This window comes from Flavobacterium sp. KACC 22761, assembly GCF_034058155.1.
Taxonomy (GTDB): Bacteria; Bacteroidota; Bacteroidia; order Flavobacteriales; family Flavobacteriaceae; genus Flavobacterium.
The window spans coordinates 3,949,138-3,974,221 of sequence record NZ_CP139148.1 but is presented as its reverse complement, the minus strand read 5'-3'; the positions used below and the strand labels follow the sequence as shown (position 1 = coordinate 3,974,221).

At 33.6% G+C, this 25,084-nt stretch carries 20 protein-coding genes; 2 read left to right on the top strand and 18 right to left on the bottom strand.

The annotated features are described in order from the left end of the window. The first annotated feature begins 3 nt into the window (after positions 1–3). Positions 4–600, top strand: a complete 597-nt coding sequence (locus tag SCB73_RS17225; protein WP_320567428.1) for a 3'-5' exonuclease — start codon at positions 4–6, stop codon at positions 598–600. Between the two features lie 173 nt (positions 601–773). Here SCB73_RS17225 and acs read toward each other — a convergent pair whose 3' ends face one another. The 7 genes from acs to SCB73_RS17190 all read right to left on the bottom strand — a co-directional run bounded on the left by acs (position 774) and on the right by SCB73_RS17190 (position 11,385). Continuing rightward, a complete protein-coding gene (gene acs, locus SCB73_RS17220) occupies positions 774–2,681 on the bottom strand; it encodes an acetate--CoA ligase (protein ID WP_320567427.1) in 1,908 nt (635 codons plus the stop codon). A gap of 502 nt (positions 2,682–3,183) precedes the next feature. Beyond that, entirely contained in the window at positions 3,184–4,653 is a 1,470-nt protein-coding gene (gene ilvC, locus SCB73_RS17215; RefSeq protein ID WP_026729819.1) for a ketol-acid reductoisomerase, read from the bottom strand. 60 nt (positions 4,654–4,713) lie between these two features. After that, a complete protein-coding gene (ilvN, locus tag SCB73_RS17210; protein ID WP_320567426.1) occupies positions 4,714–5,235 on the bottom strand; it encodes an acetolactate synthase small subunit in 522 nt (173 codons plus the stop codon). An 87-nt stretch (positions 5,236–5,322) separates the two neighbouring features. Then, a complete protein-coding gene (ilvB, locus tag SCB73_RS17205; protein WP_320567425.1) occupies positions 5,323–7,011 on the bottom strand; it encodes a biosynthetic-type acetolactate synthase large subunit in 1,689 nt (562 codons plus the stop codon). 65 nt (positions 7,012–7,076) lie between these two features. Continuing rightward, positions 7,077–8,750: a dihydroxy-acid dehydratase gene (gene ilvD, locus SCB73_RS17200; protein WP_320567424.1), complete on the bottom strand. Its 1,674-nt coding sequence runs from the start codon at positions 8,748–8,750 to the stop codon at positions 7,077–7,079. Positions 8,751–9,022: 272 nt separating this feature from the next. Further along, positions 9,023–10,141 (bottom strand): 3-isopropylmalate dehydrogenase, encoded by a 1,119-nt coding sequence (gene leuB / locus SCB73_RS17195; RefSeq protein ID WP_320567423.1) that lies wholly within the window; start codon positions 10,139–10,141, stop codon positions 9,023–9,025. 68 nt (positions 10,142–10,209) lie between these two features. Beyond that, positions 10,210–11,385 (bottom strand): 2-isopropylmalate synthase, encoded by a 1,176-nt coding sequence (locus tag SCB73_RS17190; protein ID WP_320567422.1) that lies wholly within the window; start codon positions 11,383–11,385, stop codon positions 10,210–10,212. 155 nt (positions 11,386–11,540) lie between these two features. Here SCB73_RS17190 and SCB73_RS17185 point away from each other — a divergent pair, with 155 nt between their 5' ends. Next, positions 11,541–13,085 (top strand): hypothetical protein, encoded by a 1,545-nt coding sequence (locus SCB73_RS17185; RefSeq protein WP_320567421.1) that lies wholly within the window; start codon positions 11,541–11,543, stop codon positions 13,083–13,085. Between the two features lie 269 nt (positions 13,086–13,354). On the opposite strand, the gene SCB73_RS17180 is transcribed toward SCB73_RS17185, so the two are convergent. From SCB73_RS17180 to hisD, 11 genes are all read right to left on the bottom strand, one after another. Continuing rightward, a complete protein-coding gene (locus SCB73_RS17180) occupies positions 13,355–15,010 on the bottom strand; it encodes a M1 family metallopeptidase (RefSeq protein ID WP_320567420.1) in 1,656 nt (551 codons plus the stop codon). Positions 15,011–15,175: 165 nt separating this feature from the next. Continuing rightward, positions 15,176–16,828: a M1 family metallopeptidase gene (locus SCB73_RS17175; protein WP_320567419.1), complete on the bottom strand. Its 1,653-nt coding sequence runs from the start codon at positions 16,826–16,828 to the stop codon at positions 15,176–15,178. A 59-nt stretch (positions 16,829–16,887) separates the two neighbouring features. Continuing rightward, a complete protein-coding gene (locus SCB73_RS17170) occupies positions 16,888–17,397 on the bottom strand; it encodes a hypothetical protein (RefSeq protein ID WP_320567418.1) in 510 nt (169 codons plus the stop codon). Positions 17,398–17,484: 87 nt separating this feature from the next. Further along, the gene (locus SCB73_RS17165; RefSeq protein ID WP_320567417.1) at positions 17,485–18,192 is read right to left on the bottom strand and encodes a hypothetical protein; all 708 of its coding nucleotides are present in this window, start codon (positions 18,190–18,192) and stop codon (positions 17,485–17,487) included. Between the two features lie 77 nt (positions 18,193–18,269). Further along, positions 18,270–18,866, bottom strand: a complete 597-nt coding sequence (gene hisIE, locus SCB73_RS17160) for a bifunctional phosphoribosyl-AMP cyclohydrolase/phosphoribosyl-ATP diphosphatase HisIE (protein WP_320567416.1) — start codon at positions 18,864–18,866, stop codon at positions 18,270–18,272. Positions 18,867–18,910: 44 nt separating this feature from the next. After that, a complete protein-coding gene (gene hisF, locus SCB73_RS17155) occupies positions 18,911–19,666 on the bottom strand; it encodes an imidazole glycerol phosphate synthase subunit HisF (protein ID WP_320567414.1) in 756 nt (251 codons plus the stop codon). 116 nt (positions 19,667–19,782) lie between these two features. Further along, complete coding sequence (hisA, locus tag SCB73_RS17150) at positions 19,783–20,508, bottom strand: 1-(5-phosphoribosyl)-5-[(5-phosphoribosylamino)methylideneamino]imidazole-4-carboxamide isomerase (RefSeq protein ID WP_320567413.1); 726 nt, start codon at positions 20,506–20,508, stop codon at positions 19,783–19,785. Between the two features lie 98 nt (positions 20,509–20,606). Further along, the gene (gene hisH / locus SCB73_RS17145; protein WP_320567412.1) at positions 20,607–21,188 is read right to left on the bottom strand and encodes an imidazole glycerol phosphate synthase subunit HisH; all 582 of its coding nucleotides are present in this window, start codon (positions 21,186–21,188) and stop codon (positions 20,607–20,609) included. Between the two features lie 102 nt (positions 21,189–21,290). Beyond that, positions 21,291–22,427 (bottom strand): bifunctional histidinol-phosphatase/imidazoleglycerol-phosphate dehydratase HisB, encoded by a 1,137-nt coding sequence (hisB, locus tag SCB73_RS17140; RefSeq protein ID WP_320567411.1) that lies wholly within the window; start codon positions 22,425–22,427, stop codon positions 21,291–21,293. A 144-nt stretch (positions 22,428–22,571) separates the two neighbouring features. Then, positions 22,572–23,621, bottom strand: coding sequence for a histidinol-phosphate transaminase (gene hisC / locus SCB73_RS17135; protein WP_320567410.1), 1,050 nt, complete (start codon positions 23,619–23,621; stop codon positions 22,572–22,574). Between the two features lie 87 nt (positions 23,622–23,708). Beyond that, entirely contained in the window at positions 23,709–24,992 is a 1,284-nt protein-coding gene (hisD, locus tag SCB73_RS17130) for a histidinol dehydrogenase (RefSeq protein ID WP_320567409.1), read from the bottom strand. Between the last annotated feature and the right edge of the window lie 92 nt (positions 24,993–25,084).

Below are 25,084 nucleotides of genomic sequence, written 5' to 3'. Positions count from 1 at the left end.
AATATGCTAGACTGGCTTAAAAATATTAATAAAGAATACCCAGATTTTTGGAAAGATTACCTGAACAAATTCGAAACAAAACCCAACAGATTCGTTGTTTTATCAACTGAAACTTCTGGTTTGAATCCGAATAAGGATGTGATTCTTTCACTAGGAGCTTTTTCTGTAATTGATGACGGAATTGTAATTAAAGATAATTTTGAATGCGTTTTGCTTCAATACAAATTTTTGCAGGATAATGGACTTTCAAATGAGTTTATCATCGAAAGCAAAATGAGCAAGATGCAAGAATCTGAAGCACTCGAAGCATTTATTAACTTTCTTGGGAATGCTGTTTTGGTTGGTCATCACATTAATTTTGACATTGAAATGCTCAATTCCTCTCTAGAACGCCTTGATTGTGGCCGATTGAAAAATGAAGCTCTGGATGTCGATGTAATGTATAGAAAACTAATGGATATAAATGATAAACAATTTTCGCTTGACGATTTATGCGAAATTTATAAAATTCCAAAAAGCGACAGAAATTCTTCTGCTGAGGATGCATACAGAATTGCGCTGTTGTTTTTAAAATTAAAATCTAGATTAGGAATTAAGTAAAAAACACTATAAGCCATCAATTTTCAGACTGAGCGTAGTCGAAGTCCTGCAAAGTGATTCAGCTTGATAGACTTCGACTACGCTCAGTCTGACAAACATTTGTTCGCTGCTAAACATAAAAAAAATGCCTCTTAAAAATCTTAAGAGGCATTTTTTATTATCAGTAGAAATTATTAAATCTTTCCTTTTGTAATTTCTTCCACCACTTCAGGATTTAACAAAGTTGATGTATCTCCAAAATTAGAGAAATCACCTTCAGCTATTTTACGTAAAATTCTACGCATAATTTTTCCTGAACGAGTTTTTGGCAAACCAGACACAAATTGAATTTTATCCAATTTTGCAATTGGCCCAATGTGATCTGCAATATATTGATTGATCTCTTTTGTCAAGTTTTCTTTATTTCTTACTTCACCAGTTTCTTTCAAGATTACATAACCATATAAAGCATTTCCTTTAATATCATGTGGGAATCCAACAATCGCAGATTCAGCAACCGCCGGATGCTCGTTGATTGCATCTTCGATTGGAGCCGTTCCTAAATTATGACCCGAAACAATAACAACGTCATCGACTCTTCCTGTAATTCTGTAGTAACCTACTTCATCCCTCAAAGCTCCGTCACCTGTAAAATATTTTCCAGGGAAAGCAGAGAAATAAGTTTCTTTATAACGATCATGATTACCCCAAATTGTCCTAGCAATTCCTGGCCACGGGAATTTGATACACAAACTTCCAACCACTTGATTTCCTTCGATTTCATTACGTTTTTCATCCATTAAAACTGGCTGAATTCCCGGTAATGGCAATGTCGCATAAGTTGGTTTTGTTGGCGTAACAAAAGCAATTGGCGAAATCATGATTCCTCCTGTTTCTGTCTGCCACCACGTATCTACCACCGGACATCTCTTATCACCTACGTGGTCATTGAACCAGTGCCAAGCCTCTTCGTTGATTGGCTCTCCAACAGACCCGATTACTTTTAAAGATTTTAAAGGGTATTTTTGAATATAATCTAAACTTTCTTTTGCTAATGAACGAATTGCAGTTGGTGCTGTATAAAATTGCGTGATTTTATGTTTTTCGATGATATCCCAAAAACGGCTAAAATCTGGATAAGATGGAACTCCTTCAAAAATTACTGTTGTAGCTCCGTTCAATAATGGTCCGTATAAAATATATGAGTGTCCAGTAATCCAACCAATATCTGCAGTACACCAGAAAATATCGTTTTCTTCGTAACTAAATACGTTTTTAAATGTATAAGCTGTATAAACCATATAACCAGCAGTAGTATGAACCATACCTTTTGGTTTTCCTGTTGATCCTGAAGTGTACAAAATAAACAACGGATCTTCGGCATCCATAATTTCAGCAACACTGTTGTCTAGTGCTGCATCTAATAAAGGCTGCAACCAAATATCACGACCATCTTTCATTTTCACATCAGTATTCGTTCTTTTAGCAACCAATACTTTTTCTACTGAAGGACAAGTATCAAGAGCTTCATCAACAATTCCTTTTAAATCGATTGTTTTGTTTCCTCTATATCCTCCGTCAGAAGTAATCACCATTTTACATTCACAGTCATTGATTCTTGCAGAAACTGCTGAAGCAGAAAATCCAGCAAAAACGACAGAGTGGATTGCTCCAATTCTAGCACAAGCCAAAACTGAAACAGCCAATTCTGGAATCATTGGCAAATAAATACAAACTCGGTCTCCTTTGCGTACGCCTTGCTCGCGTAAAACATTCGCCATTTTAGAAACTCTTTCGTATAATTCGTTATACGTTATATGCAAAGCTTCCTCAGACGGATTATTAGGCTCAAAAATAATAGCCGTTTTTTCTCCTCTTTTGCTTAAATGTCTATCGATACAATTTTTTGTAATATTAACTTTTGCGTCAGTAAACCATTTCACTTCGGCATCAGCCATATTAAAATCAACTACTTTTTCCCATTGTTGGTACCATGTGAAATTTTCTTCGGCAATTTTGCCCCAAAATTTTCTTGGTTCCCTTATTGACTTATTGTAATGCTTAAAATATTGTTCTAAATTTTCAATTTTATAATAACTCATAACTTTATTGGAATTTTTTTTTATAAATGTATTAAATCTAAGTGTATTCTTAAAATTATTTAATTCATAAATTTTAGCAAATAAAAACACATATTAAAAAAAATATTCCTTTTTTATGTATTTAATGCAAAAAAATACTTTTTTAACTTAAAATGTATATTACAAAAAAGGCGCAATAAACAAATATTGCACCTTTTTATTTTTAACAATTTCAATAACAATTAATTTCGTAATTATAGAATTACAATACTTTTCTCTATTTTGAAAATAGCAGCATCTTTATTAACCAATATAGAAATTTCAACAAGTATATTTCTACCAAAAATATACCCCATTATAAGGGATTAGCTTCACTTAACTTACTTTCACCGAAGTTAAGTGAATGCAACATGCATCTATATCTAGTTTCTTAATAAGTGCTTACTAATTCAAAATATTACAAATCATGATACAGTGCAAATCTCGCAAAATCCAATTTTGCGAGATTTCCCCAACTTTTTAATTATCCAATTTTTTTCATTGCTGTCATAGACTCTCTCAACCAAGCTCCTACTTCTTCAATAGGATGTTGACGAATTTCTCTGTTTACAGCAATTAATACTGCATTATCTACTCCGTTTGAAGTTGAAAATGGTTTTCCGATAATGTTAGTTTCTACTTTTTTCATGAATTCAGTCAATAATGGCTTGCATGCATGATCAAACAAATAACATCCGTACTCAGCAGTATCAGAAATTACACGATTCATTTCGAATAATTTCTTTCTTGCAATTGTGTTTGCAATTAATGGCAATTCGTGTAATGACTCATAATAAGCTGATTCTTCAATAATTCCAGCTTCTGTCATTGTTTCGAAAGCCAATTCAACACCAGCTTTTACCATTGCAATCATTAAAACTCCATTGTCAAAATATTCTTGTTCAGAAATTGGAGCCTCTTGCGGTGCAGTTTTTTCGAAGTTAGTTTCTCCTGTTGCTGCTCTCCATTTCAATAAGTTAACATCATCATTAGCCCAGTCAATCATCATAGTTCTTGAGAATTCTCCAGAAATGATATCATCTTGGTGTTTTTGGAATAATGGACGCATGATGTCTTTCAATTCTTCAGCTAATTCGTAAGCTTCAATTTTTGAAGGATTGTTCAAACGGTCCATCATATTTGTAATACCACCATGTTTCAAAGCTTCAGTGATAGTTTCCCATCCGTACTGAATTAATTTTGAAGCATAAGCTGCATCAATTCCTTTTTCAACCATTTTATCAAAACATAAAATAGATCCTGTTTGCAATAATCCACAAAGAATTGTTTGCTCACCCATTAAATCAGATTTTACTTCTGCTACGAAAGATGATCTTAAAACTCCAGCTCTGTGTCCTCCAGTTGCTACAGCGTAAGCTTTTGCTTGATCTAAACCAAATCCGTTTGGATCATTTTCTGGGTGAACAGCAATAAGAGTTGGAACTCCAAATCCTCTTTTGTACTCTTCACGAACCTCAGAACCAGGACATTTAGGAGCACACATAATAACAGTGATATCTTTACGAATCTGCATTCCTTCTTCAACAATGTTGAAACCGTGAGAATATGCTAAAGTTGATCCTTGTTTCATTAATGGCATAATTGCAGTAACTACAGCAGTATGCTGTTTGTCTGGAGTTAAGTTGCAAACTAAATCAGCAGTTGGAATCAATTCTTCATAAGTTCCTACTTTAAATCCATTTTCAGTTGCATTTTTATATGAAGCTCTCTTTTCAGCAATTGCATCTGCACGCAATGCATAAGAAATGTCTAAACCAGAATCTCTCATGTTTAAACCTTGATTCAAACCTTGTGCACCACAACCTACGATAACAACTTTTTTTCCTGCTAAAGCTGCGATTCCGTCTGCAAATTCAGACTGCTCCATAAATTCGCAAACTCCAAGTTGCTCTAATTGTAATCTAAGTGGTAATGTGTTGAAATAATTTGCCATTTTTTTTTATTTAATGAATGTGTAATTTAATAAGTAATCTATATTTAAGTATGAATGATTTTATTTGAAAGTTTCTAATAATGTTGAAATCTCCATTTTTTCTTTAGAAACCGAAATTCTTCCAGAACGAACAAATTGCATAATTCCGTATGGTTTGAATTTTTCGTACAATTCTTCAATTTCAGAACGTCTTCCCGATTTTGAAATCACGAAGAAATCACGAGAAACTGTCACAATCGTTGATTGGCTCTCTTTGATGATATTCTGAATTTGTTTCTCGTCAAACAACAAACTTGAAGCGATCTTGAATAAAGCATTTTCTAAGAAAATCGTCTCTTCATCTGTGTGATAAAATGCTTTTATTACTTCAATTTGTTTTTCAATTTGGCCAACAATATTTTGAACCCATTTTTCAGTTGTATTTACTACAATAATAAATCTTGAAACATTCTCTATTTCTGATTCAGAAACATTTAGGCTTAATATATTAATGTGACGCTTTAAGAATATTCCAGATATCCTGTTCAACAAACCCACATTATTTTCTGAGTATACCGATATGGTAAAAGTTTTATCTTCCATTTGTTTTTTAGTTTTTTTAGTTTCAAGTTCCATGTTTCAAGTTGTCGAACTTGGAACTTAAAACTTGAAACATGAAACTTTTTTTTCTTAGCTTAATCTAATTTCTGAAACACATGCCCCTGTTGGAATCATTGGGAAAACGTTGTTTTCTTTTTCCACCATGACTTCTAGGAAGAAAGAATCTTTAGAAGCAAGCATTTCTGCAACAGCCTCGTCTAAATCTTCACGTTGTGTTACTTTTTTAGATTTAATATGATACCCTTCTGCAATTGCAACAAAATTTGGATTAATCATTTTTGTTGATGCATAACGATTGTCAAAAAACAATTCCTGCCATTGACGCACCATTCCTAAGAATTCATTATTTAAAACCACAATTTTAACTGGAACTTCAGTCTGGAAAATTGTTCCCAATTCCTGAATTGTCATTTGGAATCCACCATCACCAATAATCGCTACCACTTCTCGTTCTGGTTTTCCCATTTTTGCTCCAATTGCTGCTGGAAGCGCAAATCCCATTGTTCCTAATCCACCAGAAGTGATATTGCTTTTAGTCGAATTGAATTTTGCATAACGACAAGCAAACATTTGGTGCTGACCAACATCTGAAACGATAATTGCATCACCTTTTGAATGTTTGTTGATCATTTCAATAGTTTCTCCCATTGAAATTCCTTTACCATTCGTTGGATTCAATTCTTCTTTTATTACCGAGTTAAATTCAACTTCTTGCAATGCCTTAAATTCATTGTGCCATAAATCGTGTGATTTTTCATCCAATAAAGGCAATAAAGCCGCAAGAGATTCTTTTACATCACCTAAAACTGCAATTTCAGTTTTAACGTTTTTATCAATTTCAGCAGGATCAATTTCGAAGTGAATTACTTTTGCCTGTTTTGCATAAGTACTTAATTTACCTGTAACACGGTCGTCAAAACGCATTCCGAAAGCAATTAAAACATCACACTCATTTGTCAATAAATTTGGCGCATAATTTCCATGCATTCCAAGCATTCCAACATTTAAAGGATGATCTGTAGGTAAAGCTGAAAGCCCTAAAATTGTCCATGCTGCTGGAATTCCAGATTTTTCGATTACCGCTTTAAATTCTGCTTCTGCTTGACCAAGAATAATTCCTTGCCCAAAAACGATTAATGGTTTCTTTGCACTATTGATCAATGCAGCCGCTTCGGCAACTTTATCTAAATTTAATTTTGGAACAGGAACATAACTTCTGATTCCTGTACATTTTTCATAGCTAAAATCAAACTCATCAAACTGAGCATTTTTAGTAATGTCAATCAAAACTGGCCCTGGACGTCCAGAACGAGCGATATAAAACGCTTTTGCAATAATTTCTGGAATTTGAGAAGCCTCAGTTACCTGAAAATTCCATTTTGTAACTGGAGTTGAAATTCCAATAATATCCGTTTCCTGAAATGCATCAGAACCTAATAAATGTCTTCCAACTTGTCCTGTAATACAAACCATTGGAGTCGAATCGATCTGAGCATCAGCGATTCCTGTTACCAAATTAGTTGCTCCTGGTCCAGAAGTCGCAATCGCTACTCCTACTTTCCCTGTAGCTCTTGCATAACCTTGAGCGGCATGCGTTGCACCTTGTTCGTGACGTACTAAAACGTGGTGCAACTGATCCTGAAATTTATATAATTCATCGTAAACTGGCATGATCGCTCCACCTGGATAACCATAAATCAAGTCTACACCTTCTGCTAACAAACATCTTATAACGGCTTCTGCCCCTGATATTCTCATAGTATATTGTTTTTCAAGAATCAATATCCGTATTTCAATTGATTCTTGATATTATTGTTTTTAAATTAATTATCGGTAACGCAACCTGTAGAAGCGCTTGATACCGATTTAGCGTATTTAAGCAAAACTCCTCTGTCAACTTTTAAAGGAGGCTGAACCCAGCTAGCTTTTCTAGCTGCAAATTCTTCTTCAGATATCTTTAAGTCGATTGTATTTTTCACAGCATCAATAGCGATAATATCTCCATCTTTTACTAGTGCAATACCTCCACCGTCATATGCTTCTGGTGTAACGTGTCCTACCACGAAACCGTGCGAACCGCCCGAGAATCTACCATCTGTAATTAGTGCACAGCTGCTTCCTAATCCAGCACCAATAATAGCGGATGTAGGCTTCAGCATCTCAGGCATTCCCGGACCACCTTTTGGTCCACAACCTCTAATGACGACTACATTACCTGGTTTAATTTTTCCGGCTTGAAGACCTGGAATTACTTCAAATTCACCTTCAAATACTACAGCTGGACCTTCGAAATATTCTCCTTCTTTTCCGCTGATTTTTGCGACAGCGCCTTCAGAAGCAAGATTTCCATATAAAACCTGAATATTTCCTGTTGGCTTCAACGCTTTTTGAATTTCGTGAATTACTTCTTGTCCATCTTGTAAATCTGGAGTTGCAGCTAAATTTTCAGCAACTGTCTTTCCTGTTACAGTTAAACATTCTCCGTGAATCAATCCAACTTTTAATAAATATTTCATTACTGCAGGAATTCCTCCAACTTCATGAATATCTTCCATCATGTACTTACCACTTGGTTTCATATCAGCAAGAACAGGAGTCCTGTCATTAATTGCTTGAAAATCATCCAAAGTGATTGTAATTCCAACCGAATGTGCCATCGCGATTAAGTGCATAACTGCATTTGTAGAACCTCCCAAAACCGCTACAATTGTAATAGCATTTTCAAAAGCCTTGCGAGTCATAATGTCTCTTGGCTTAATATCTTTCTCTAATAAAATTTTAATTGCAGCTCCCGCAGCAACACATTCATCTCTCTTCTCCTGACTTAAAGCAGGATTTGAAGAACTATATGGCATACTCATTCCTAATGCTTCAATTGCAGATGACATTGTATTTGCAGTGTACATACCGCCGCAAGCGCCAGCGCCTGGACAAGCATTTTGGATAACGCCTTTAAAATCTTCTGGAGTAATTTCGCCTTTCACTTTTTTCCCTAAAGCTTCAAAAGCAGAAACGATATTCAAAGATTCTCCTTTCCATTTTCCTGAATGAATAGATCCTCCGTAAACCATCATTGATGGACGGTTCAATCTTCCCATTGCAATAAGTGCTCCAGGCATATTTTTGTCACATCCAGGAATTGCAATTATACCATCGTACCATTGTGCTCCGGCAACTGTTTCAATAGAATCAGCAATTACATCACGAGAAACTAATGAATAACGCATTCCTTCAGTTCCGTTTGAAATTCCGTCACTAACACCAATAGTATTAAAAATAAGTCCGACCAGATCAGCATCCCAAACACCTTTTTTGACATCTTTAGCTAAATCATTCAAGTGCATGTTGCAAGTGTTACCATCGTAACCCATGCTCACAATTCCAACTTGTGCTTTTTTCAAGTCTTCTTCAGTTAAACCAATCCCGTATAACATCGCTTGCGCTGCAGGCTGTGTCTGATCTTGAGTGATGGTCTTGCTGTACTTATTTAATTCCATTATGTATTATTTTATTTTAATTTTTGTTCAAAAAAAAACCTTCCAGTATTTGGAAGGTTTATAATATAGTCTTTCAATTATATTTATACCATTCCCGACGCAGATGTGCTAATCACATTGACAACAACGACAGAAGTAATAATAATAACTGAGATTTGCATCTTTTCTATTTTTTAGTGTCACAAAAGTAAACAAACTTTAAGAACTAAAAAAATAAAATCTCAACATTTTAAAGACTTCTTGTTATTTCCTCTACGTTTTAACAAAAAATATTAAACAATTGTCGATTGCCCAATACTTACGTTATCATTATTGAAATACAGCAAATCATCTTTGCTAAAAATAAAATTAGAAACAAACTCTCCAACCTCGTTTGTTCCAAATTTTGAATCTGATTTCAAATCAACTGTAACCACCTGGTATTCAATTGCTTTTTCTACCGCTTTATAAATTACATTAGCTTCTTTAGTTAATCCAAAATGCTCCAACAAAAGTGCTGCTGCCAAAATCGAAGCAATCGGATTGGCAATATTTTTTCCTTTTGCCTGCGGATACGATCCGTGAATTGGCTCAAACAAAGCATTTTTTTCTCCTAAAGAAATTGACGGCAACAAACCAATAGATCCAGTAATTACGCTGGCTTCATCAGATAAAATATCTCCAAACAAATTCTCAGTCAAAATCACATCAAATTGTTTTGGATTCAAAATCAACTGCATTGCTGCGTTGTCAACAAATAAGAAATCAAGTTTAACATCTGAATACTCTTCACTCACTTTCTGAACTACTTTTCTCCACAATCTTGAAGTTTCCAAAACATTTGCTTTATCAACCATTGTCAGCTTTTTACGTCTTTTTTGAGCCGATTTAAAAGCTAAATGTGCAATTCTGGTAATTTCTTCTTCTGAATATTCACATAAATCTGAAGCATGTGTTCCTTCTTCATTAAGTGTTTTTGTGCCAAAATAAGCTCCACCTGTTAATTCTCTAAAAATGGTAAAATCAGCTCCTTCAATAATTTCTCTTTTTAAAGGAGAAGATTCAATTAAAGCTTTATAAGGCTTAATTGGACGAATATTAGCAAACAATCCTAATTCTTTTCGCAGTTTTAATAATCCTTGTTCAGGACGAACCTTTGCATTTGGGTTGTTATCGTATTTTGGATCACCAATTGCACCAAGCAAAACTGCATCTGTATTTAAACAAAGATTTAGCGTTTGTTCCGGGAGCGGATTTCCTGTTTTATCAATTGCAACAGCACCCATAAGTGCCTCTTCAAAAACAAATTCGTGATTATACACCTCACCAATAGCGTATAATGCTTTTTTGGCTTGTAAAATTACTTCTGGTCCAATTCCGTCTCCTGGTAAAACTGCTATTTTCAAATTCATAACGTCTCGTTCTTTATGATTTAAATCTTTGTTATTTTTCTTTCTTCTTTATTCTATTTTCTTTTCAACTAGCTTCTGATTAATTCTCCCTGAATTTTTGAAGCTTCAATAATTTGATGAATATCAGCATCAACAACTTCCTTTTTAATATCAGCGAATTTCAAAAACTCAATATATACAATATCCAATTGTACTTTTGTAAGCTCATAGCCTATTTTTTTTGCACGGTAAGCCAAAGCTGCTCTTCCGCTTCTAGCAGTTAAAATGATTGAAGATTCATTCACACCAACATCTAACGGATCCATGATCTCGTACGTTGCTCTGTTTTTGATAACACCGTCTTGGTGAATTCCAGAACTGTGCGCGAATGCATTTGCTCCAACAATCGCTTTATTTGGCTGTACAATCATTCCCATACTTTCAGAAACCAAACGGCTCATTTCGTTTAATTCTCTCGTATTGATGTTTGTATCCAAATTTAAGTAAGGGTGTTGTTTGAAAATCATCACCACTTCTTCAAGTGCTGTATTTCCAGCTCTTTCACCAATACCATTAATGGTACATTCAATTTGTCTTGCTCCATTTATAGCTCCTGCAATTGAGTTTGCAGTTGCCATTCCTAAATCATTATGACAGTGGCATGAAAGAATTACATTTTCAATTCCTTTTACGTTTTCTTTCAAATATTTAATTTTTGCTCCGTACTCTTCCGGAAGGCAATATCCTGTTGTATCAGGAATATTTAATACAGTTGCACCAGATTTGATCACTTCTTCACAAACTTTTGCCAAAAACGCATTATCAGTTCTTCCAGCGTCTTCAGCATAGAATTCAACATCTTCTACATAAGATTTTGCGTGAGAAACTGCAAATTTTGCTCTAGCAATAATATCTTCGGGCGTGGTTTGTAATTTGTGGAGGATATGAGATTCTGAGGTTCCGATTCCGGTATGGATTCTAGGTTTCTTCGCGTGCTTCAAGGCAGCTGCAGCAACATCAATGTCATTTTTCACGGCTCTTGTCAATCCGCAGACGGTTGCATTTTCTACAATTTTACAAATCTCAGAGACCGATAAAAAATCGCCCGGACTTGACACAGGAAAACCTGCTTCGATAATATCAACTCCCATTTTGTCTAGTCGTTCTGCGATAACTAATTTTTGTTTAGTATCTAACTTACATCCTGGAACTTGTTCACCATCGCGCAAAGTGGTGTCAAAAATTTGAACTTTCTCTCTATTCATATTCATTAATTTAATGTAATTTCACATTGTGATAACAAATATATATTGTACTTATGCAGTACGAAATTCAATTTAATGAAATTATACTGTTCATAAATCATTTTATATCCATCTAATAACCTTATAATCAATAAGTTATATTATTATTTTTTACAATGGCTAACCATCAAAAAGATTTCTTATTTGTTCTGATTAAATCGCTTTCCAAATCTGAAAAAAGACAATTTAAAATTTTTGCGAGTCGCTTAGAAACCAGTTCGAATACAAAATTTATCGAACTGTTCAATATTTTAGACAAGTCTGAAACGTATGATGAAAAGCTCATTTTAAAAAGCGGAAGCATCAAAAAAGTTCAATTATCTAACTTAAAATCATACTTATACAAGCAAATTTTAGTTAGCATCCGATTAAATATTCCGAGTCAGAATATTCGTTATCAATTGCGCGAACAGATAGATTTTGCTGTTATTCTTTATAATAAAGGTTTGTATAAACAGAGTTTAAAAATTCTAGACAAGACAAAACAGCAAGCTTTAGAAAACGATGAAAAATATATGGCGTATGAAATTGTAGAATTCGAAAAATTGATCGAATCACAATATATTACCCGAAGTATTCAAGGCCGCGCTGATGAATTAGTTATTCAAGCAAAAGAATTGAATTACAGAAATACGATTTCAAGCAAACTATCGAATTTATCGCTTCAATTGTACGGAATCATGTTAAAAACAGGTTACGTAAAAAGTGATGCCGAATATAAATATATCGACGATTATTTCAACCGACATATTGCAAAACTTGACGAAAGCAAATTTGGTTTCAGAGAAAAATACTGGTTTTACAATGCCAATTTATGGCGTAGTTTCTTGGTTCAGGATTTCTTGGCGAGCTACAAATATGCCTATAAATGGGTGACTTTGTTTTATGATAATCCGAATATGATTTATTTGAATCCGGTGTTTTTCTTAAAAGGAAATCATTATTTTTTGGAATCACTTTATATGCTGAAATATACTTCGAATTTCAAAAGATACCTTTCGCTTTTAGAAGAAACTATTGCTGATGATAAATTTCCGGTAAACGATAACATTGCATCGCTATCATTTCTGTACATCTATAATAATAAATTGAATTTGCATATTCTGGAAGGAACTTTTGCAGAAAGCGAATATTTGATTCCGGAGATTTTAGAAAAACTAAAACTTCACAGTGAACACTTGGATGAGCATCACGAAATGTTGTTTTTCTATAAAATTGCTTCAATTTATTTTGGAAACGAAAAATACAACGAGTGCATCAATTATTTGGATAAAATCATCAACAACAAGAATTTAACGATGCGTGAAGATTTAATGTGCTTTGCAAGACTTTTATCTTTGATTGCACATTATGAATTAGGAAAAGATTATTATTTAGAGAATCATCTTAAAAGCACTTATAAGTTCTTGCTGAAAATGAATGATTTACATGAAGTCCAAAAGGAAATCATTAAATTTCTAAGAAACTTAAATAACTTTTATCCGGCAGATATCAAGAAGGAATTCAAAAAAATGCACGCCCGTTTTGTAGAACTTGAAAAGAATACTTATGAAAAAAGAGCTTTCTTGTATTTAGATATTATTTCGTGGTTGGAAAGCAAAATTGAGAATCGCAAAATTGCTGATATTATTAAAGAAAAGGCGAAGCTAAATAGTCGATAAAATTTTCAATTCTAAATTCTAAATTCTAAATTCTAAATTCCAATAAAAAAAGCGTGGAAAATTTAATTTTCCACGCTTTTTGTCATTTCGAGGAAGGAGAAATCTTCGCGAGAAACTCTACAAAGATTGATGACATTGCTTGCGGAGCTACTTGCGGAGATTTCTCCTTCCTCGAAATGACATACTTTGCACAAACCAAACGTAAAAAAATCCCAAACTCCACTTAAAATTGGAATTTGGGATTTTAAAAATTGAAATTTGTTGAACTTTTATTCGACAATATTAGAACTCGTCACATAAAAATCTTTATCAACTTCTACTTTTCTATCTTCGTTTGTTGTTTTTTCAGACTGCCATTCTGTTGTTGGCTTTAGCCACATTTCGACACCGTTTAATTTTACTCTTATCGGCATATCAAATTTGGCTACGCAATTTGTCCAATGATATCCAAAAGTTCCATTTTTAAACATATATTCAAAAACCGGAATTTGAGTTGTAGTCAAATATTGTGCAAAAACTCTATTGAAATTAATTCCAGATTGTTCGTTGATATAATCCTGAATTTGCTTTCCGGTAACCGTTTGATGGTAGAATTTTTTATTCATTCCTCTCAAAATTGATTTCCATTTTGCATCATCATTAATCACCTGACGAATCATGTGAAGCATTGAAGCTCCTTTTGGATACATATCGCCTGAACCTTCGTTGTTTACATCATAATGTCCAATAATTGGAGTGTCATTTTTAATGTTTTTTCTGCAACCGATAATATATTCTGCAGCAGCGTCTTTTCCATAATAATATTCTAGAAAAAGGCTTTCAGAATAGTTTGTGAAACTTTCGTGAACCCACATATCTGCAATATCTTTATATGTAATATTGTTAGCAAACCATTCGTGTCCAGACTCGTGGATAATAATAAAATCGAATTTCAATCCCCAGCCTGTTCCGCTTAAATCTCGGCCTAAATAACCATTTTTATAGCCATTTCCGTAAGTTACAGAACTTTGATGCTCCATTCCTAAATAGGGTGCTTCAACTAACTTATAACTGTCCTCATACCAAGGATAAGGTCCGAACCAGTTTTCAAAAGCTTTCAGCATTCTTGGTGCATCTTTAAATTGTTCTTTGGCTAGAGCCAAATTATCTCTTAAAACGTAGTAATTACAATCTAAATCACCTTTTTCTCCTTTATACTTTTCAGAGAAATTCACATAATCCCCAATATTGATGTTTACACCATAATTATTGATTGGGTTTGAAACGTACCAATTGAAAGTTTTAGTACCGTCTTTTTCTTTTTTAACGCTTTTTAATCTTCCGTTTGAAACATCGGTTAAATCTCCAGGAACATTTACGCTTATCAACATATTTTCGACTTCGTCGTACATGTGGTCTTTACATGGCCACCAAACACTCGCGCCAAGTCCTTGACAAGATGAAGCAATAAAGTCCTTTCCGTTTTTATCTTTTTTCCACGTAATTCCTCCGTCCCATGGCGGTCTCACGGCTTCTTTAGGTTTTCCTCCAAAAGAAACTACGATTTCTTTTGTTTCTCCAACTTTTTGTTTTTCAGTCAAAGTGATAAAAAAAGCGTTTCCGTCTCTTTCGAATTTTAAATCTTTTCCATTTTGAGTCACCTTAGTAATGTTCATTGGTTCCTGCAAATCAATCTGCATTCTGTTGTTTTCACTCAAAACAGTATAACGCATTGTATTTGAACCCGTAATTGTTTTTTCTGACGGATTTACCTTTACATCCAAATGATAATATTTCAAATCCCACCAAGCTCTTTCTTTTGTAATGCTTCCGCGTAAAGTATCCTGATGTGTAAAAACAGTTTCTGACTTATTTAAAAGCCCTTGTGCATTTGCGCCGAAACCAACTAAAAAAGCGATAAAAGCGCTACCAAAATATTTCTTCATTATTTAAAAATTTGTAAAAAAAAGATACATAGACCTATATAGTCTTCAGCAAATGTAAACAAACTGATTAAGTTTTTGAAAATTTTATGATTTTTGAAACAAAAAACAAATCCCGACAAAAGTCAAAAACGCTTGTCGGGATTGATTTTTAAACAATTATAGGAATTAATTATTCAAATTGGATTTTATGATATAAAAATTCTCGTCAACTACTAAAGTATTCTGTTCTCCTTTCACATTCATATCTTGCCATTCTGCGGTTGGTTTTAACCAAGTTTCAACGCCATTTAAAGTGACTTTTATAGGCATGTCAAAATTTGAATTGCAATTGATCCAATGAAAACCTAATTTATGATTAGCGAAAAAATATTCTAAAGTTGGCACTTGCGCTGTTCTTAAATATTGATCAAAAACAGTCTTTAAATTAATCCCCGATTGTGCACTGATATAATCTTCAATTTGCTTGGTGGTAACCGTTTGATGATAAAAAGTACTATTTAAGCCTCTTAAAATTGATTTCCATTTGTCGTCATTATTCACTAGTTGGCGAATTGTATGAAGCATGTTTGCCCCTTTTGGATACATGTCTCCTGAACCTTCCTTGTTTACATCATAAATGCCAATAATTGGTTTGTCATTGCTAATTTGTTTTCTTAAACCTTTTATGTAGGCATTTGCAGCATCTTTTCCATAATAATATTCCACAAACAACGCTTCTGAATAATTAGTGAAACTCTCATGAATCCACATATCAGCAATATCTTTATAAGTGATATTATTGGCAAACCACTCATGCCCAGATTCATGAATAATTATATAATCAAATTTCAAACCCCAGCCCGTTCTGCTTAAGTCATGACCTAGATAGCCATTTTTAAACTCATTTCCGTATGTCACAGAACTTTGATGTTCCATTCCTAAATATGGTGCTTCGACTAATTTATAGCTATCTTCATAAAACGGATAAGGACCAAACCAGTTTTCAAAAGCTTTTAGCATTCGGGGAGCGTCTTTAAAATGTTCTTTGGCAACAGCCAAATTATCTTTTAAAACATAATAAACACAGTCTAAATCACCTTTTTCTCCTTTAAATTTTTCAGAAAAACTTACATAATCCCCAATATTGATGTTTACTCCGTAATTATTGATTGGATTGGCAACATACCAATTGAAAGTTTTGGTTCCGTCTTTTTGCTTTTTAACGCTTTGCAGTCTTCCGTTTGAAACATCAGTTAAATCTCCTGGAACATTTACACTGATTAGCATATTTTCTACTTCATCATACATATGATCCTTGCACGGCCACCAAATACTAGCGCCAAGTCCTTGACATGATGAGGCAATAAAATCTTTTCCGTTTTTATCTTTTTTCCAAGTAATTCCTCCGTCCCAAGGCGGATTAACGGCTTCCTTAGGTTTTCCTCCAAAAGAAATTACAATCTCTTTTGTTTCACCAATTTTTTGATTTTCGATTAACGTAATAAAAAAAGCGCTTCCGTTTCTTTCAAATTTTAGATCTTTTCCATTTTGAGTTACCTTTGAAATGTTCATTGGTTCTTGAAGATCAATCTGCATTTTATTATTTTCAGATAAAACAGTGTAACGCACTGTATTTGAACCCGTAATTGTTTTATCAGACGGATTTACTTTTATATCTAAGTGATAATATTTCAAATCCCACCAAGCTCTTTCTTTTGTGATGCTTCCGCGCAAAGTGTCTTGATGTGTCAAAACATCAGTTTTACTAAAAATGGATTGTGCCTGTGTTGGAAAATTGGAAATAAAAGCAATCAAAACAACACCAAAATACTTTTTCATAGAATAACTTTATTATTAACAAATCATTTAGTTAGGAAATTGCGATTCCGAAATATATTTTACAGTGGAGTAACTAAATTATGATCAACTATAAATTTAAAACAGGAATTGCTTTCTTTCATCTTATAAATTTCGAATATTGACTTATTGGATTGAAAGTAAATATCTTGAAAATATCTATCATTTAAATTTCCATGTATTGTAAATGTTCTAGAAAACATAGAAACGCCTTCTTTTAAGACTGTTGGAGAAGAAAAATCTTTTGGAAGAAATATATTCAGAAAAGCATCATTATCAATATACAATTCGCCAGTACTTTCATTTATTGGATAAAAATTACCATTCGCCTTTTTTTCTAAAAACAAGATTAATCGCTGTCCCGCTTTTAATTCTTTATTTCTCGGATCGCAAAGCCATTCATCCCAAATTTCAACATTGATTTTTGAATTTGATTTTCCTTTAATGAACTGATTCGCTTTGAATTCGTAACTGTTTTTTGAAACTTTTAAAATTGTACCGTCAACAATCAGGTCAGCTTTTGAAATTACAATCGAATATGGTATTTCCATTTTTTTGTAATCAAAATTGAAAGAGGGCAATAAAGTCAAAATCAAGCATACAAAAAGTTTCATAGCAAAAAAAAATTATGGCAACTATTAACCGTAAGATTCAAGCACAATTTGATCTCCTCTTTTCAATTGCCTTTTTCCTACAATACCATTAACAATAAGTCCTAAGCCAGATAATACAGCACCATAAAAAATAATGCCACCACCCGTTCCTATAGAAAATACTAGCCCAAGAGTTGAAAGAACAAGTCCGATTATAATATTTCTAGTAAATTTTCTTGAAAAATCTTTTCGGGCAAGGCCGTTTAAACTGTCAATTTTTTTCAGAATTGAAACTGGAATTTTGATGCTTCGCTGCTCAATAATAGTACTGACAATAAAGTAATTTTCTTTAGAATGACTGTCTGAAAATTCCCCGAATTTTCCGTTTTCTATAATCTTGTCAAGAATGCTTTCAAAATTTTGAAGCAGTTCTTCATCTGTCAAATCTTTTTTGCTGTTTTCAATAATTTCCTCAATATTCTCTTCAAATTCAAGCCTTTTCTCCGATAAATATTCGATTTGTTCCAAAGGAGAAAGATCCTCAATATGTCTTATTTCAGGTTCTTTCTCCGATTGGTTATTTTCACTTTCTTCTTTGAGAATAGTTTCGATATCAACATTTCTTGAAATCAAGATTTCCTTTGCTACAAGCAGGGCATCAGGATTGTATTTGCTGGCGTTTTTAGTCACCATTAAAATCAAATCATCATCTGAATGATCTACAAAACGTTTTCTGAAAGTTTCGATATCCATAAATTAAATATTTACGTAAATATCAAAAAATAATTTCTATTTTAACATAATTTAGTAAATATTTTTTCGCAAATTCACTACTTCTGACGTTTTTTCAATACTTCAACAACGTCATTCAATTGATAACCTTTTGCTTGCAATAAAATTAGATAATGAAAAAGCAAATCGGCGCTTTCGCTTAGAAATAAATCATCATTATTGTCTTTTGCTTCAATAACAACTTCAACAGCCTCTTCTCCTACTTTTTGAGCAATTTTATTGATTCCTTTTTCAAACAAAGAAGCTACATAACTTTTCTCAGAATCAGCATTTTCTCTTCGGGTTTTTATTGTATTCTCCAACTGAGAAATAAAACCGTAATTGGCATCATTTGGTTCTTGCCAGCACGTATCTGCGCCTGTGTGACATGTTGGGCCAACTGGTTTTGCCTGAATTAAAAGCGTATCTCCGTCACAATCATTTTTAATGCTTACCAAATTCAAAAAATTGCCACTCTCCTCACCTTTTGTCCAAAGTCTTTGCTTCGAACGACTGAAAAAAGTTACTTTTTGTGTTTCTATTGTTTTTTGAAGCGATTCTTCGTTCATATACCCCAACATCAAAACATTTTTTGTTTCTGAGTCCTGAATAATTGCCGGAATTAATCCGTGTGCGCTTTTGATATCGATTTCCATAATTTTAGTCTAAAGTTGTAAAGTCCAAAGTCTTAAAGTTAAAACTATAATCGAACTTCTATATTATTATTTCTTAACTCTTGTTTCAACGCTTTGATTTCGATTTCTTTAAAGTGAAAAACACTTGCTGCTAAAGCTGCGTCTGCTTTTCCTTCTTTAAATGAATCTACAAAATGCTGTATGTTTCCAGCTCCTCCAGAAGCTATAATTGGAATATTTACTAATTCTGAAAGTTTAGCCAAAGCTTCGTTTGCAAAACCGTTTTTAGTTCCGTCGTTATCCATCGAAGTGAATAAAATTTCTCCTGCACCACGTTCTGCAACTTCTACCGCCCAATCGAATAAATTTAATTCTGTTGGCACTTTACCGCCAACTAAATGCACAATCCATTGACCATCAATTTGTTTGGCATCTATAGCAACGACAACGCATTGGCTTCCAAATTTCTGTGCCAAGTCATTAATCAATTGCGGATTTTTTACTGCCGATGAATTGATCGAAACTTTATCTGCTCCGTTATTCAGCAGAATATCAACATCTTCTACAGATGAAATTCCGCCACCAACTGTAAACGGAATATTGATTTTTTCTGCCACGCTTCGCACCATATTTACAAGTGTTTTGCGTCGTTCTTCTGTTGCCGAAATATCCAGAAAAACCAATTCGTCTGCGCCTTCAGCCGAATAAATTGCAGCTAATTCTACAGGATCTCCGGCATCACGCAAGTCAACGAAATTAACGCCTTTTACGGTTCTTCCGTTTTTTATATCTAAGCAAGGTATGATTCTTTTTGCTAACATGTTTTTAATGTATCAATTTGTACAATTAGATAATTTGAAAATTAGAAAATTAGATAATTTTAACCATACGCTAAATAATTGACTAATTTTCTAATTGACACATTATTTCAATTGTTCTATTTTCTAATTATAAAATCCTCTAGTTGTTTCAAGGAAATTCTTCCTTCGTAAATCGCTTTTCCGATAATTGTTCCTTCACAGCCTAATTCGGCTAATTTTGGCAATTCGTCGAAAGTTGAAATTCCTCCAGAAGCGATTAACTTTATGCCGCCAGCTTCAGCCAAAATTTTACTGTACAAATCAAAACTTGGTCCTTGAAGCATTCCGTCTTTTGCAATATCGGTACAAATAACATACTGAATTCCTTTTGATTGATAATCCTGAATAAACGGCACCAAATCTTCATTTGATTCTTCTAGCCAGCCAGAAACTGCTATTTTTTCATCTTTTGCATCAGCGCCTAAAATAATTTTTTCTGAACCGTATTCTGAAATCCATTTTTCGAAAATTGCTCTGTTTTTTACGGCAATACTTCCGCCAGTTATTTGATTTGCTCCGCTTTCAAAAGCAATTCTTAAATCATCATCTGATTTTAATCCGCCGCCAAAATCAATTTTTAAACCGGTTTGAGTTGCGATTTGCTCTAATATTTTATAATTGACAATTTTGCTTGATTTTGCTCCGTCAAGATCTACTAAATGTAAATATTCAATTCCGTGTGCTTCAAATGATTTTGCCACTTCAAGCGGATTTTCATTGTAAATTATCTTAGTATCATAATCACCTTTGGACAAACGAACGCATTTTCCTTCAATGATATCTATGGCTGGTATTATTCTCATTTTTTTAGTCTTAAAGTTTGAAAGTCTAAAGTCTTAAAGTCAAAATTTTAGAGTCTCTAAAAATTGAAATTGATTTTTGATATTGAAATTTTAAAATTCTACATTTTTAGAAAATTTCCAAGGATTTTCTCTCCAACGTCACCGCTTTTTTCTGGGTGAAATTGTGTTCCGTAAAAATTATCTTTTTGTAAAGCCGACGCATATTCAACATCGTAATTTGTTTTTGCGATGGCTTCTGCGCAATTTGGTGCATAAAAACTGTGAACCAAATACATAAATTCATTTTCAGAAATTCCTTTAAACAAATCGGTTTTTAAATCATAAATCTGATTCCAGCCCATTTGAGGCACTTTTACGTTGTTTGAAAATTTCAAAACGTCAACATCAAAAATTCCTAAACCTTTTGTATTTCCTTCTTCCGTTTGATTGCACATTAATTGCATTCCCAGGCAAATCCCTAAAACAGGTTGTTTCAATTCAGGAATCAAACTATTTAAACCACTTTCTCGAAGTTTTGTCATAGCAGAACTCGCCTCGCCAACGCCAGGAAAAATCACTTTATCTGCCGATTTAATTTCCTCCCGATTATTACTCAGAACAGCTTTAAAACCCAATCTTTCAATAGCAAACATAATGCTTTGAATATTTCCTGCTCCGTAATTTATAATTACTATTTTCATTTTGTTTAGTCTTAAAGTCGAAAGTCGAAAGTCTTAAAGTCTATTTTTAATACCTACAATTTTGGAATCTTTTGACTTTATGACTTTCCACTTTTGACTAATTTAAAGCATTCCCTTCGTTGAAGGCAAAATCATTTTTTCGGTATCTCTTTTTACGGCTACTTTTATCGCTTTTGCGAAAGCTTTAAAAATGGCTTCGATTTTATGATGCTCATTGATTCCTTCTGCTTTGATGTTTAAATTGGCTTTTGCCCCGTCTGTGAAAGATTTGAAGAAATGATAAAACATTTCAGTCGGCATTTTTCCGACCATTTCACGTTTGAATTCTGTTTCCCAAATCAACCAATTTCTTCCTCCGAAATCAATTGCTGCTTGTGCTAAACAATCATCCATTGGAAGACAGAATCCGTAACGTTCGATTCCTAATTTGTTCCCCAACGCTTTCGCGAAAACTTCTCCTAGAGCAATTGCTGTATCTTCGATGGTATGATGCTCATCGACTTCTAAATCGCCTTTTACAGTGATTTCTAAGTCCATTTGACCGTGACGTGAGATTTGGTCTAACATATGGTCGAAAAATGCAATTCCAGTATCAATTTTGCTTTTTCCTGTTCCGTCAAGATTTAGATTGATGTAAATATCAGTTTCGTTTGTTTTTCTTGTAATTGAAGCTGAACGCGCTTCTAATTTCAAAAACTCATAGATTTTCTTCCAATCCATTGTTTGCAGAACGATTGTTTCATTCAATTCTTCACGTTTTGCCGAAATTTCGTTACTTCCCGCACCATCCGTATCATTCATAAAAATGGCTTTTGCACCAAGGTTTTTAGCCAATTCTACATCAGTTAAACGATCGCCTAAAACAAAAGAATTTTCTAAATCATATTCTGGATTGTTTAAATATTTAGTCAACATTCCAGTTCTTGGTTTGCGTGTAGGCGCATTTTCTTCAGGGAAAGTTCTGTCTACAAAAATTTCATCAAAAACAACTCCTTCGTTTTCAAATGCTTTCAGGATAAAATTTTGTGTTGGCCAAAATGTATTTTCTGGAAAACTGTCTGTCCCTAATCCGTCCTGATTGGTTACCATTGCCAATTCGTAATCTAATTCAGTAGCGATTTTAGCCAAATATTGAAAGGCTTTCGGATAAAATTCTAATTTATCTAAGCTGTCTAATTGATAATTTTCAGGTTCTAAAACAATCGTTCCGTCACGATCGATAAAAAGTACTTTTTTCATAATTTATTTTTTCTGCCACAGATTTCACAGATTAATATGATTTTTTTAGCCACGAATTCACGAATTTCTCTAATTTAATTCGTGGCTAAAAATCACGAACAGAAAGAAATCATTTTAATCTTTCTAATCTGTAGCTAATAATTTCTAGTTTAATAATTTCAATTCTCTAATTACAACAGCGTTTTCTTCTTTTGTTCCTATTGTAAAACGAAGACAATTTTCACATAAAGGCTGTGTTGTTCTGTTTCTAATTACTATTCCTTTTTCGATTAATTGATCGTATCTTTTATTCGCGTCATCTACTTTTGCCAAGATAAAATTGGCCTCAGTTGGATATACTTTTTCTACAAAACTCACTTCAAGCAAAACTTTAAGTAACTCTTCTCTTTGTTCGATAATTGAAGCTATTTCTTGTTTTATTTTATCAGAATCTTTTAAGCGTTCAATTGCTCTTTGCTGTGTTAATTCGTTTACATTATAAGGTGGCTTTATTTTATTCAAAATTGAAATTACCGCTTCAGAAGCATAGCAAATCCCTAAGCGAATTCCTGCTAAACCATAGGCTTTAGAAAGTGTTTGCGTAATTACTAAATTCGGATAAGCATCGATTTCTGCCAGCCAGCTTTCTTTCTCTGAAAAATCTATATACGCTTCATCTATCACCACCAAACCTTTGAAATTTTGAAGCAATTTCACCACGCTTTCATCTGAAAAAGAATTTCCTGTTGGATTATTTGGCGAGCATAAAAAAATGATTTTGGTATTTTCATCAACCGCTTCTATAATTTTTTCTACTTGTGGCTGAAAATCAGTAGTTAAAAGAATTTCTCTATTTTCAACTGCATTGATATTCGCCAAAACACCATACATCCCGTATGTTGGTGGCAACGAAATAATATTGTCTTTATTTGGCTCACAGAAAGCTCTGAAAAGCAAGTCTAAAACTTCATCGCTTCCGTTTCCTAACAAAATCTGATTTTGTTTTATTAAATTATTTTTAGCCAAAATCGCTTTAACCGAATTCTGCTGTGGATCCGGATAACGGTTTACGCCATTTTGAAACGGATTTTCATTGGCATCTAAAAAAATCATTTCGGCAGTATCAAAATCTTCAAACTCGTCTCTCGCGGAAGAATAAGGTTTTAAGGATTTTACGTTTTCACGTGTAATTGTATTTATATCGAAAGTACTCATTGCTTTATTTTTTTAGAAGCAAGAACCAAGATGAAAGATTTTTTTTTTAAAATCTTACTTCTTTGCTCTTTCTTCTCCCTTTGTCTTTTATTTTAAACTCTTCAATCTCAACGTCACCGCGTTTTTATGCGCTTGCAAACCTTCGGCTTCAGCCATAGCTTCAATCGCTTTTCCGATGTTTTGAATTCCGGTTTTAGATATTTTTTGAAACGTCATCGATTTCATAAAACTATCCAAGTTTACACCGCTGTAATTCTTCGCGTAACCATTTGTTGGAAGTGTATGATTTGTTCCTGAAGCATAATCTCCGGCACTTTCCGGAGTATAATTCCCAATGAAAACTGAACCTGCGTTTACGATCCCGTTACAATAAAAATCATCATATTCTGAACAGATTATAAAGTGCTCAGGCCCATATTCGTTGATTAAATCTAAAGCAATTTGATCGTTTTCAACGTAAATCAATTTCGAATTTTCAATTGCTTTTTCTGCAATGGTTTTTCTCGGAAGAACCTCTAATTGCGACTGAATTTCATCCTCAACTTCATTGATTAATTTTCTCGAAGTCGAAACCAAAATCACTTGACTGTCTGTTCCGTGTTCTGCTTGAGACAATAAATCTGAAGCCACGAAAGCCGGAACTGCTGTATCATCCGCCACAATTAATAATTCTGATGGTCCGGCCGGCATATCAATCGCCACACCAAATTGCGTTGCTAATTGTTTGGCTACAGTCACAAATTGATTTCCAGGTCCGAAGATTTTATATACTTTCGGAATGGATTGTGTTCCAAAAGTCATTCCTGCAATAGCCTGGATACCACCAACTTTTAAAATTTTAGTTACGCCACATAAATTTGCAGCATACAAAATTGCCGGATTAATTTTTCCTTTTTTATCTGGTGGCGAACACAACACGATTTCTTTACAACCTGCGATTTCTGCTGGAACTGCCAACATTAAAACTGTAGAAAACAAAGGTGCAGTTCCACCTGGAATATATAAACCAATTTTCTGAATTGGTCTTTTTTCCTGCCAGCAATTTACTCCTTCAACAGTTTCAACTTCAATTCTGTCGGTTTTCTGCGCTCTGTGAAATTTGTAAATATTGTCTTTTGCCAATTGAATTGCTTCTTTCAATTCATTCGGAATCAATTCGATTGCTTCATTTATTTCTTCTAAAGAAACTTCATAATTGTCTTGTGAAATACCATCGAAAATTGAAGTATATTTAGCTACAGCTTCATCTCCTTTTTTCTGTACTTCTCTGAAAATTTCTTTTACCGTAACCTCAATATCATCAATAGTTTGAGTTGGTCTTTTTAATATTTCTGACCAGATTTCTGGTTTTGGATTGTCTATTTTATTCATGCCTTTATTTTTTTTTATCGCAAAGGGCGCAAGGTTTTATTATTCTCTTTGTCTTGAAAAACACTAAGTTTTCAAAGCTGCATCTACAACTT

What these genes read in the sequence shown, in the direction of transcription:
- ilvN (WP_320567426.1), bottom strand. Translation starts at nt 5,235, where the DNA reads ATGGAAGATAAAACTTTTACCATATCGGTATACTCAGAAAATAATGTG.
- ilvD (WP_320567424.1), bottom strand. Translation starts at nt 8,750, where the DNA reads ATGGAATTAAATAAGTACAGCAAGACCATCACTCAAGATCAGACACAG.
- hisD (WP_320567409.1), bottom strand. Translation starts at nt 24,992, where the DNA reads ATGAATAAAATAGACAATCCAAAACCAGAAATCTGGTCAGAAATATTA.
- hisB (WP_320567411.1), bottom strand. Translation starts at nt 22,427, where the DNA reads ATGAAAAAAGTACTTTTTATCGATCGTGACGGAACGATTGTTTTAGAA.
- SCB73_RS17170 (WP_320567418.1), bottom strand. Translation starts at nt 17,397, where the DNA reads ATGGAAATACCATATTCGATTGTAATTTCAAAAGCTGACCTGATTGTT.
- SCB73_RS17190 (WP_320567422.1), bottom strand. Translation starts at nt 11,385, where the DNA reads ATGAATAGAGAGAAAGTTCAAATTTTTGACACCACTTTGCGCGATGGT.
- hisIE (WP_320567416.1), bottom strand. Translation starts at nt 18,866, where the DNA reads ATGGAAATCGATATCAAAAGCGCACACGGATTAATTCCGGCAATTATT.
- acs (WP_320567427.1), bottom strand. Translation starts at nt 2,681, where the DNA reads ATGAGTTATTATAAAATTGAAAATTTAGAACAATATTTTAAGCATTAC.
- hisF (WP_320567414.1), bottom strand. Translation starts at nt 19,666, where the DNA reads ATGTTAGCAAAAAGAATCATACCTTGCTTAGATATAAAAAACGGAAGA.
- hisH (WP_320567412.1), bottom strand. Translation starts at nt 21,188, where the DNA reads ATGAAAATAGTAATTATAAATTACGGAGCAGGAAATATTCAAAGCATT.
- ilvB (WP_320567425.1), bottom strand. Translation starts at nt 7,011, where the DNA reads ATGAGAATATCAGGGGCAGAAGCCGTTATAAGATGTTTGTTAGCAGAA.
- SCB73_RS17175 (WP_320567419.1), bottom strand. Translation starts at nt 16,828, where the DNA reads ATGAAAAAGTATTTTGGTGTTGTTTTGATTGCTTTTATTTCCAATTTT.
- SCB73_RS17165 (WP_320567417.1), bottom strand. Translation starts at nt 18,192, where the DNA reads ATGGATATCGAAACTTTCAGAAAACGTTTTGTAGATCATTCAGATGAT.
- ilvC (WP_026729819.1), bottom strand. Translation starts at nt 4,653, where the DNA reads ATGGCAAATTATTTCAACACATTACCACTTAGATTACAATTAGAGCAA.
- SCB73_RS17225 (WP_320567428.1), top strand. Translation starts at nt 4, where the DNA reads ATGCTAGACTGGCTTAAAAATATTAATAAAGAATACCCAGATTTTTGG.
- SCB73_RS17180 (WP_320567420.1), bottom strand. Translation starts at nt 15,010, where the DNA reads ATGAAGAAATATTTTGGTAGCGCTTTTATCGCTTTTTTAGTTGGTTTC.
- leuB (WP_320567423.1), bottom strand. Translation starts at nt 10,141, where the DNA reads ATGAATTTGAAAATAGCAGTTTTACCAGGAGACGGAATTGGACCAGAA.
- hisC (WP_320567410.1), bottom strand. Translation starts at nt 23,621, where the DNA reads ATGAGTACTTTCGATATAAATACAATTACACGTGAAAACGTAAAATCC.
- SCB73_RS17185 (WP_320567421.1), top strand. Translation starts at nt 11,541, where the DNA reads ATGGCTAACCATCAAAAAGATTTCTTATTTGTTCTGATTAAATCGCTT.
- hisA (WP_320567413.1), bottom strand. Translation starts at nt 20,508, where the DNA reads ATGAGAATAATACCAGCCATAGATATCATTGAAGGAAAATGCGTTCGT.